The 10,732-nt window shown below is 66.0% G+C and carries 7 protein-coding genes; 6 read left to right on the top strand and 1 reads right to left on the bottom strand.

The window, feature by feature from the left end; all coding sequences use genetic code 11:
- Nucleotides 1-1,634, bottom strand: a 1,634-nt coding sequence (locus ATF69_RS00005; RefSeq protein WP_244303607.1) for a diguanylate cyclase domain-containing protein, incomplete at its 3' end; no start/stop codon positions are given.
- Between the two features lie 199 nt (nucleotides 1,635-1,833).
- Between ATF69_RS00005 and mutS the strand changes: the two genes are divergently transcribed.
- The 6 genes from mutS to ATF69_RS00035 all read left to right on the top strand — a co-directional run bounded on the left by mutS (nucleotide 1,834) and on the right by ATF69_RS00035 (nucleotide 10,731).
- The gene (mutS, locus tag ATF69_RS00010; protein ID WP_146869496.1) at nucleotides 1,834-4,452 is read left to right on the top strand and encodes a DNA mismatch repair protein MutS; all 2,619 of its coding nucleotides are present in this window, start codon (nucleotides 1,834-1,836) and stop codon (nucleotides 4,450-4,452) included.
- A gap of 233 nt (nucleotides 4,453-4,685) precedes the next feature.
- Entirely contained in the window at nucleotides 4,686-5,513 is an 828-nt protein-coding gene (locus ATF69_RS00015; RefSeq protein WP_056067065.1) for a proteasome-type protease, read from the top strand.
- An 81-nt stretch (nucleotides 5,514-5,594) separates the two neighbouring features.
- A complete protein-coding gene (locus tag ATF69_RS00020; protein ID WP_146869497.1) occupies nucleotides 5,595-6,416 on the top strand; it encodes an alpha/beta fold hydrolase in 822 nt (273 codons plus the stop codon).
- Between the two features lie 174 nt (nucleotides 6,417-6,590).
- Nucleotides 6,591-7,412, top strand: a complete 822-nt coding sequence (locus ATF69_RS00025; RefSeq protein WP_146869498.1) for a carotenoid biosynthesis protein — start codon at nucleotides 6,591-6,593, stop codon at nucleotides 7,410-7,412.
- Nucleotides 7,409-8,932, top strand: coding sequence for an oxygenase MpaB family protein (locus ATF69_RS00030; protein WP_146869499.1), 1,524 nt, complete (start codon nucleotides 7,409-7,411; stop codon nucleotides 8,930-8,932). The genes ATF69_RS00025 and ATF69_RS00030 overlap by 4 nt, the downstream gene beginning before the upstream one ends.
- 38 nt (nucleotides 8,933-8,970) lie before the next feature.
- The gene (locus ATF69_RS00035; protein WP_146869500.1) at nucleotides 8,971-10,731 is read left to right on the top strand and encodes a diguanylate cyclase; all 1,761 of its coding nucleotides are present in this window, start codon (nucleotides 8,971-8,973) and stop codon (nucleotides 10,729-10,731) included.
- Nucleotide 10,732 lies beyond the last annotated feature (1 nt).

The following is a 10,732-nucleotide window of genomic DNA, read 5'->3' on the forward strand; positions in this document are numbered from 1 at the left end:
CTGGGGGTGCTGTAGTGCTGGGCGCCGTCCAGGTCAAAGGGCTGGTTCAGGCTGGCCAGGAGTTTTTCGGCGACGGTTTCTGCCTGGGTGGCGGCGTTTTGCAGGTCGGGGGCCAGGGCTTCGAGCATGACGACGAATTCGTCGCCGCCGAAGCGGGCCACGGTGTCGGCTTCGCGCACGCTGCCCACCAGGCGGGCGGCGACCTGGGCCAGGAGCTGGTCGCCCATGTCGTGGCCCAGGGTGTCGTTGAGGTCTTTGAAGTTATCGAGGTCGATGAACAGCAGGGCCCCGAGGTTCCTGGTGCGTTGGCAGGCGGCGATGGAGCGTTGCAGGCGGTCCAGCAGCAGGCGGCGGTTGGGCAGGCCCGTGAGCGCGTCGTAGAACGCCAGGCGTTCGATCTCTTGTTCTGCCAGCTTGCGATCGGTGATGTCCATGGTGAAGCCATGGGACACCACCGAGCCATCGGCCTCGCGGTGTGGAATGGCGTTGGTCATGTGCCAGCGCACGCTCCCGTCATTCATCCGCACACGGTATTCGCACTGCCAGGGCACCAGCTTGCGCACCGACATCATGGCCGAGCGCTGCACCAGCGGCAGGTCTTCGGGCACCACGCGGTGCATGAGCACGCCATGGTCGGCCGTGACCTCGTGCGGTTCCACGCCCATGAATTCGCGCACGGCATCGCTGATGTACTGCACGCTGGTGCCACCATCGGTATGCAGCCGGTATTCGTAGATGAAGCCGGGGATGCGGCTGGCAATGCGCTGAATGAACAAGAGTTGTTCGCGCAATTGCTCCGCAGCGCGGTGCTCGTCCGTCACATCCTGCACCACCCCCATGACGACCTGCACACCGTCGCGCGGCAGCGTGCGTTGAACCCGCGAGCGCATCCAGCGCACTTCGCCATCTGGTCGTCGCCAGCGGTACTCCACATCCAGGCCAGATCCCCGTTCTCGGATCTTGTCGAACACGTGCCGGTCTTCCGGCAGGATGCCACTCACCGCGCGCTCGGGGTCCACCCATTCCTGCTGCTCAAACCCGGCGATGTTGCACAGCCCTGGCGACCAGAGCAGCACCGTTTCGCCCGGGTCTTCAATGCGCCGCCAGTGGCCGGTGCGCGCCAGGCTCTCCATGGTGTTGAACACGTCGGTCTGCTCGCGCAACTCGCGCCGCACTTCTTCCAGCGCACGCTCGGACGCGGCCAGTGATACCCGCAGATTCTCGGCTTCAGAGGCATCGCGCACCGTGACAACGATGCAGTCATTGGTCACGCGGCGGGCCGACAAGTCCCAGGCCAGCAACAGACGACCGGGCTCGCGCACCACCTGGCGGCACTCCAGCGGAGCCCCCACGCGCACCACGCCGAGCAACTGGTCCAGCAGCGGCGTGTTGGCCAGCAGGTCAAACACCTCGGACGCATCCACGCCCGGATGCCGTACCGCTCCCAGCCCTGGCATGCGCCGTGCCGCAGCGTTGGCGGCCAGCAGCAGCAGGCGGCCGTCTTGCAGACGAAACTCCATGAGCGCCACCGGCACCGCGTCCACCAGCGCTTGAAGGCGCGCCTGCGCCATGGGCTCGATGAGGCCTTCCCCGGTAGGGGCGAGGAGGTCGGTCAACAGTTCGGACGAAATCACGGTCGCTCTGAAGCCTCTGAATCCTGGGGTTGAAACACCAACTCTCGACGGAGGGTGGCTCCGTTCAGGGTCAAGCTGCCAGCATACAGCCAAGAGTATGTCAAAACGTAACATCTTGGCAGAACGCAGTGGAATTGCCCAGGGGGAAACCCGATGATCGAACTGCTACAGTCCACGCCTCATTCCTGCCACCCCCTGCATGTCCGACACGCTCGAACACCACACACCCATGATGCAGCAGTACCTGGCCCTCAAGGCCGGGTACCCCGAGACGCTTCTGTTCTACCGCATGGGCGACTTCTACGAGGTCTTCTGGCAGGACGCCGAGAAGGCCGCGCGCCTGCTCGACATCACGCTCACACAGCGCGGCCAGTCGGGCGGCCAGCCGGTGGTGATGGCCGGTGTGCCCTTCCACGCTCTGGAGAACTATCTGGCGCGCCTGATCAAGATGGGCGAGTCGGTGGCGATTGCCGAGCAGGTGGGCGAAGTGGGCGCCAACAAGGGCCCGGTGGAGCGCAAGGTGGTGCGCGTGGTCACACCCGGCACGCTGACCGACACCGAACTGCTGTCCGACAAATCCGAATCGCTGCTGCTGGCCGTGCACCAGGCGCCCCGCGCGCGCTGCGGCCTGGCGTGGCTGAGCGTGACCCAGGGCCGCGTGTTCCTGGCCGAGTGCGCGCACGACGAACTCGGCGCCTGGCTGGCGCGCGTGGCGCCCAGCGAACTGATCTACAGCGCGGGCGTGACCGAGCGCTTTGAACAACAACTGCAGGTGCTGCGCCAGGGCGGCGCCTTCACCTGCCCCATGAGTCTGCGGCCCGACTGGCAGTTCGACAGTGCCCTGGGCGAGCGCAAGCTGCTCGAAAACCTGGGTGCCGCCAGCCTGCAGGCCTGGGGTGCGCAAGACCTGGGCGAGGCCCACGCCGCCGCCGCCGGGCTGCTGACCTACGCCGAACACACGCAGGGCCGCACACTCACCCACGTGCACAGCGTGCAGGTGCAGCGCAACGACGACCTCATCGACCTGCCCACCACCACGCGCCGCAACCTGGAGCTGGTGAAGACCCTGCGTGGTGACGACGCGCCCACGCTGTTCTCGCTGCTCGACACCTGCATGACCGGCATGGGCAGCCGCCTGCTCAAGACTTGGCTGCTGGAGCCGCGCCGCGACCGCGCCGAGGCACGCCAGCGCCTCTCGGCCACCACGGCCTTGCGGGGCGCGGGCGGCGCAGGCGGCGGCGCGGGCCCCTGGTCCACGCTGCGCGGCGAACTCAAGGGCGTGAGTGATGTGGAACGCATCACCGCCCGCATTGCGCTGCGTCAGGTGCGCCCGCGCGAGCTGGTCGCGCTGGGCAAAACGCTACAAAAATCAGAGCTGCTTGCGCTGAACGGAAGGGCACCAGAGCCATTTTTGATGCAGATTTTCAGCCACCTGCAACCACCCGAGGGTTGCATGGCACTGCTGCAGACCGCGATTGCCGAAGAGCCCGCCGCGCTGGTGCGCGACGGCGGCGTGATCGCCAACGGCTTCGACACCGAGCTGGACGAGCTGCGCGCCATCCAGACCAACTGCGACGCCTTCCTGCTGGACCTGGAAACGCGCGAAAAGGCGCGCACCGGCATCCCCAACCTGCGCGTGCAGTTCAACAAGGTGCACGGCTTCTACATCGAGGTCACCAGCAGCCATGTCGAGAAGGTGCCTGATGACTACCGCCGCCGCCAGACGCTGAAGAACGCCGAGCGCTTCATCACACCCGAACTCAAGACGTTTGAAGACAAGGCCTTGTCTGCCAACGAGCGCGCCCTGGCCCGCGAGAAATGGCTGTACGAGCAGATCCTGGACCAGCTGCAGCCCCACATCCCGCAGCTGACCCGCCTGGCCCAGGCCCTGGCCACGCTGGATGTGCTGTGCACGCTGGCCGAACGCTCGCTCACCCTCCACTGGTGCGCGCCGCAGTTCGTGCCCGAGCCCTGCATCGAGATCGAGGGCGGCCGCCACCCGGTGGTGGAGGCGCGCCTGGCCGAGACATCCAGCGGCAGCTTCATCGCCAACCACACGCGGCTGAACGCCAACACGCGCATGCAGATCATCACCGGCCCCAACATGGGCGGTAAATCGACCTACATGCGCCAGGTCGCGCTCGTCGTGCTGCTCGCCAGCATGGGCAGCCATGTGCCAGCCGCCAGTTGCCGCCTGGGGCCCATCGACGCCATCCACACCCGCATCGGCGCGGCCGACGATCTGGCCAATGCGCAGTCCACCTTCATGCTGGAGATGACCGAGGCTGCGCAGATATTGCACGCCGCCACGCCCCACAGCCTGGTGCTGATGGACGAGATCGGCCGGGGCACCAGCACGTTCGACGGCCTGGCACTGGACAGCGGCATTGCCACCCACCTGCACGACAAGACCCGCGCCTTCACGCTGTTTGCCACGCACTACTTTGAGCTGACTGAGCTTCCCGCCAAAGCGCGCCACGCGATCAACATGCATGTGAGCGCCACCGAGTCCGGCACCGACATCGTGTTCCTGCACGAGATCCAGCCCGGCCCGGCCAGTCGCAGCTACGGGATTCAGGTGGCCAAGCTGGCGGGCATGCCCTCGCCCGTGCTGCACCACGCCCGCCATGCGCTGGCAGCGCTCGAAGAGCGCGCGGGCGAGGATGAGTTGCAAGTGGACCTGTTCGCCGCCCCCGAGGTGCCCGAAAGCGCGGGCGCCAGCCCGCTCGAGGCCGCGCTGGCCGGCATCAACCCCGACGCCCTGAGCCCGCGCGAAGCGCTGGATGCGCTGTACCAGCTCAAGAAGATGGCAGGCTGAAGCGACGCCCACCCCGGCTGCGCTGCAGGCTGCTGACCGGGCTCTGGGCACACCGCCAGCGCATTTTTGAGTCCCAGGGGCATCAGGCGCTACTGCCATATGCCCTGGCCGCTATCATTTTTGAGTATCCACACCCCGCAACAACTGGGGGCCGCCTGCAGGGCACACAGGCCGCCCATGCCACAGGCGACTAAACTCGCGGGTTACCCCCAAACAACAACCCCCATTGCTCCATGACGTACTGCGTCGCCATCAAACTCAACGCCGGGCTGGTTTTCCTGTCCGATTCCCGCACCAATGCCGGCCTGGACCAGATCAGCTCATTTCGCAAGATGATGGTCTACGAGAAGGCGGGTGACCGTTTCATGGTGCTGCTGTCGGCGGGCAACCTGTCCATCTCGCAATCGGTGCGAGAGATCTTGCAGACCGAACAGATCAAGGACGGCGAGTCGGGCGAAGCCATCACCATCTGGAATGCCAAAAGCATGTTCGACGCCGCCCGCGTGCTGGGCGCCGCCGTGCGCCACGTGCACGAGCGCGACGGCGCGGCGCTCAAGCGCTCGGGCGTGGACTTCAATGTGTCCATGGTGTTTGGCGGCCAGATCAAGGGCGAGGGCATGCGCCTGTTCCAGGTGTACTCGGCAGGCAACTTCATCGAGGCCACATCCGAAACACCATACTTCCAGGTTGGCGAATCCAAATACGGCAAACCCGTGCTCGACCGCGTGCTCACGCCCGAGACCCCACTGGACGAGGCTGCCAAGTGCGCGCTGGTGTCGATGGACAGCACGCTCAAGTCCAACCTGTCGGTCGGCCTGCCGCTGGACCTGGTGGTGTACGAGGTGGACCGCTTTGCCACCGACAAGGTCATCTGCATCGACGAGAACAACCCGTACTTTCGGATGCTGCACGACAGCTGGGGACAAAAGCTGCGCCAGGTGTTCGACAGCATCGAAGACCCCGCCTGGACCGGCGGCGCTACCGAGGTGCCGATCATGGTCAGCCCGGCGCGCAGCAAGCCACTAAAGAAGATCACCAACCATACCGACCGGCTGATCTGACGCCCTGCAGGCCAGCGCACCCCACGGCACCCGGCCGCGTGCGCGCCTGCAGCCCGGCCCTGCCACCCCGCCATGCCCTCCATGCTCCCCATCGTTTTCTCGCACGCCAACAGCTTTCCGGCCAGCACCTACCGCGTGCTGTTCAAGCACCTCAAGACCCGGGGTTTTGAAGTCAGCGCGGTCGAACGCTATGGCCACGACCCGCAGTACCCGGTGACCAGCAACTGGCCACACCTGGTGCAGCAGCTGGCCGACTTTGCAACGGTGCAGGTGCAGCGCCTGGGCCAGCCGGTGTTTCTGGTGGGACATTCGCTGGGCGGCTTTCTGAGCGTGATGGCCGCCGCCCGCCACCCCGAACTGGTGCGCGGCGTACTGCTGATCGACTCGCCCCTTATTGGCGGCTGGAAGGCCAACGTGGTCAGCGTGGCCAAGCGCACCCAGGTGGTGGGTTCGATATCGCCGGGCCGGGTGAGCCGCCAACGGCGGTTCAGCTGGGCCAGCAACGAAGAGGCGCTGGAGCACTTTCGCAAGAAGAAGGCTTTTGCACGCTGGCACCCCGAGGTGTTGCACGATTACATCACCCACGGCCTGCAAGACCAGGACGGCAAGCGGGTGCTGGGCTTTGACCGCGCGGTGGAAACCGCCATCTACAACACCCTGCCGCACAACCTGGGCCGCCTGCTCAGCAAGCACCCGCTGCAGTGCCCGGCCGCCTTCATCGGCGGGCGCGATTCCGAAGAGATGAAGCAGGTCGGCATGGCCATGACGCTGCGTGTCACCGAGGGCCGCACCATGATGCTGGACGGCAGCCACCTGTTTCCCATGGAGCAGCCCGTGGCCACTGCAGCAGCCATTGAAGCAGCGCTGCTCAACCTGGCCATGCTCACGCCCCGCCAGACTTAAGTCGTACTGGCAGATCCCCGCGCAGGGTCTCCTGCGTTCCGCCTTACCACCGAATTCGGACCGCAAGGCGCGAAAAAACGCCCCACACCGCCCCCCGATCAGGGCAAACAGGGGACACACACGCCGCGCCAATCCCCTACACTGGCGAAATTGTTACAGCGTGATACACCCAACATGTCTGCACAGCCCCCGACGGCCGGGCGCCTACCCGCGCTCAGCTTTGCCTTGCTGGCCGCCTTTGTCATCGCAACAGCGGTGCGCACCCACAATGACACCACCATCGCCATCGTCATCGCCTCGGTGCTGATGTTTGCCTGCTGCTGGACCAGTGCAGCGCATCTGCTGGGCACCCGCGCTGCCCTGCAGTTTGTGTTGATCGCGGTCAGCCTGGGCTGGTTTGCCGAACAGATGGGCTCCAGCCGGGGCTGGTTCTTCGGGCACTACACCTACACCGATGTGCTGGGCCCCCGTCTGCTGGACGTGCCACTGGTCATTCCGATGATGTGGTTTGCACTGACGTATGCGGGCTATGTGATCAGCAACCTCATCGTCTGGCAATCGGCGGTGGACGGTGCTCCCGGCCTGGGCAACGCCGCCATGCTGTCATTTCTGGCTGCCATGATCGTGACCGCGTTCGACCTGGGCGCAGACCCCTACTTTGTTTACACCCTCAAGGCGTGGATCATGGCCAAGACCGATGGGGCCTGGTTTGGCGAAACCGTGCAGGGCTTCTTCGGCTGGGTGTTCGTGGCCTTTGTGATCATCTTCGGCTTTCGCATGTCGGCGCGCCAGCTCCCCTTGCAACCCGCCAGCCCCTTCCTGCGGCGCCACGCCATGGTGCCGCTGACCATCTACGCAGCTGGCATGGTGTTCCAGATGATTCTGGGCAGCCCGGTGGAAATCCGGACCATTGCAGCCTTTGCCATGGGGATTCCGCTGCTCTGCGCGCTGGCGGGCTTCCAACGCTGGCGCGCACCGGGTAAGGTCGCGGCATGACCAGCAAGCTCCACAACCCTCTGCTACCAGCTGCCGATCTGGCACCCATGCAGCACCACGCCGACCCTCTGGCAGACGCTACGATTGCCAGGATCCTTGGGCACTGGCCCCCCGGCGACGTCGCCGCCGACGCTCCGCAATGGGCGCACATCAACACGGTGAACCTGCTGTTCAGCCAGTGGACCGACAACGCCACGCTGGCCACCTGGCAGGCAACCGAAGGCCCGGTGCAGGTGGGGGATGGTGACAAGGCCGCCAAAGGCTATGTGACCGCCGAGATGGCCAAGGCGCTCAACGACTATGTGCAGGCGGCGCAGGTGCTGCCGCCCTGGGCCGATGCCCGCAAGATCGAGCGCGCCGAAAAACTCTTCATGGACCACGGTGCGCTGTCTTGCATCCTGCTGTTCTGTGCCAGCCTGCCCGAGTGTTACGTGGTCCCGGACCTGTCGAGCGTGTTGCACACGACCGGCCAGCTGGAACAGAACACCGAATACCGCATCCGTTCCACGGCGGCCATGATCTTCCCGGTGATGCTGCACGGAGGCCTCAGCCCACGGGGTGCCGGTGTGGCGCAGGTACTCAAGGTGCGGTTGATCCACGCCACGGTGCGCAATCTCATCCTGCACGGCAGCCCCGAACATGCCATCGCGCAATGGAAGGCTGGCGGAGACGGCCTGGTGGTGCCGCGTGCAGCCCCCGCTGGTGGTGGCCGGTCCGTGATGTACCAGACCCTGTATGCACGTGGCTGGAATCTGGCCGCCAAAGGTCTGCCCTGCAACCAGGAGGAGCTGGCCTATACGCTGCTGACCTTCGGCTACGTGTTCCTGCGCAGCATGCGTCGGCTGGGTCTCGGTCTGCCGCCCGGGGACGAAGAAGCCTACCTGCACGCCTGGAACGTGGTGGGTCACGTGCTTGGCATCGACCGCTCCCTGATGGTGGAAACGATGGCGCAGGGCGATGCACTGATGGCACTGATGCAGGCCCGTGGCCGCGCAGAGCCGGTCACGCCCGACCCGCGCCCAGCCCTGGGGCAGGCCCTGATGCAGACCATGGCCAACGCGCTGCCCTGGCGCATCGTCAAGCCCTTCCCGCAGCTCATGACCCGCTACCTGTGCGGGCGAGAAACCGCCGAGGACCTGGGGTTGAATCAGCCCGTGCCGTGGCTGTCGGCCTTGCTGTTCTGGTGCGTTCTGCTGCTGGCCCGCGCCATCGATGCGGTGGTGGGTTTGCTGCTGCCGCGTTTTTCGATCGTGCGCATGCTCACGCGGGCGCTGGGCTACCACTTCATGAGCCGGGTGTTGATGAGCCAGACGCGCCCGCTGCAACTGCCCACCGAACTGCTCAACCAGGTGGACACCGTGGTGCACAGCTGGAGCGACGACCCCCATGCCCCCGGCTGGCTCAACCGCATCGAGGATCGGCTGACCACCTCTGGCAGCTGGAGCAGGGGCCTGGCTGGCAAGGCAAAGCCCGCGCAGGCGGGCCAGACAGGCCAGGCACAGCAAGCCACATCGCCGTAGCCGCCACGCCAATGCAACCGCTGCCGCGCAACCTCCCGATGCTGGCCCGCTTTTGGCGCGCGCGTTGCGGCGTGGCAACGTGGGTGCTGTGTCTGCTGGTACTAGTAACTGCAGTCTTGCCCCGGGGCGCACAGGCGGGCGAACCCCTGGTGCTCACACAGGACAGACCGCAGGTGGATGCCTGGGAGGACATCACCCTCAAGGCCGACCCCACCTACGAGCTCTCGGTACAGGACATGCTGGACCGCCTGGACGAGTTCAAGGCTCCAGCACGGAGCAACAACTCGCTGGGCGTACACAAGGCGGCCATGTGGCTGCATATCCCCCTGGTTGCGCCCGAGGCGCTGCGCACCCCGTGGGTGGTCAGCATTGGCTACAGCTCGCTCAGGGCCGATTTGTACCTGGCCCGGGGTGGCAAGCTGCTTCAGCAGGCCCGAGCACGCCAGTCCGATCCAGCGCAGCTGGCTGGCCGCACGCCTGCGATGGCCTTCGATCTGCAGCCGGGGCAACGTTACGACCTGCTGATACGGGTCCAGGCCACCGGCCCGCTGATTCTGCCCATCACAGTCAGCGAGATGCCCATTCACCTGCGCCAGGCCCTGCGCGAGCAGATGCTGCAGGGCCTGCTCAACGGGCTGGCCTTCTGCCTCTTCGCGTACAGCCTGATCCAGTGGGTCACGCAGCGTGATCGCATGTTCGGCTTTTATGCGTTGGTGGTGCTGGGCAGTGCGGGCTTTTCGCTGCAGTTCTTTGGCGTCGGCCCGCAGTATCTTTGGCCCGACAACCCGTGGATGGACCGGTATTCGGGTCCGGCTGCAGGGCTGATGGCGCTGGCGGGATCGTTTCTGTTCCTGGGCCACACGCTGGCCGGCGACACCCCTGGCAGCCGGTATGCGCGCACCATGCGGGTGGGCGCGGCAGTCACCGCAGCGGTCTGTATCGCGTTGGTGGTGGGCTGGTTGACCGTGCCCCTTGCCATTGCCTTCATGAGTCTGGCGGGGGCCCTCCCCTCGCTCATCAGCCTGCCTGCCGCCATGGCGCGAGTGCGGGACAAGCACCCCATTGGCGCCACCCTGCTGGTGGCGTGGATCGCCTTTGGCGTGGCCGCCGGAACGATGGTGTGCCTGGTGCAAGGCTGGATTCCTGCCAATTTCTGGACACTCCACTCGTTCCAGATTGGCGCCACGCTGGACATGCTGCTGTTCTTCCGCGTGATGGGCTTGCGCGCCCGCGCGGCCCAGGCACAGGCCCAGGAGGCCATGCGCGAGCGGGATCTGATGCAGTCACTGGCCAACACCGATCCACTCACCGGCCTGAGCAACCGGCGCGGCCTGCAGCATGCTTTGCACGCTGCGCTGGCCCATTGTTCCCCGCAGCGGCTGGTCGCGGTCTACTTGATGGACCTGGATGGATTCAAGCCCGTCAACGACGCGCACGGCCACGATGTGGGCGACGACCTGCTGGTGGCCGTGGGCCACCGCCTCCTGGCCAATGTGCGGCACCAGACCGACCTGGTCGCCCGGCTCGGCGGTGACGAATTCATCATCATGGCCCGCGACCTGGCCACGCCCGAGCAGGCGGAGGACCTGGGCCGCTCGCTCCTGCGGGCCTTTGAGCACCCTTTTACGCTGAGCCATCTGCGCATCCAGGTGGGCCTGACCATCGGGTACGCGCTGGCCCCCCTCGACAGTGACGACCCGCAGGGCTTGCTGCGGCATGCAGACGCCGCGATGTACGCGGGCAAACAAGGCGGCAAGCACTCGGTGCGGCGCATCCCCGCCACGGCAGCACTGGCATGAC

Source organism: Acidovorax delafieldii (assembly GCF_007993815.1).
GTDB lineage: Bacteria > Pseudomonadota > Gammaproteobacteria > Burkholderiales > Burkholderiaceae_C > Acidovorax > Acidovorax delafieldii.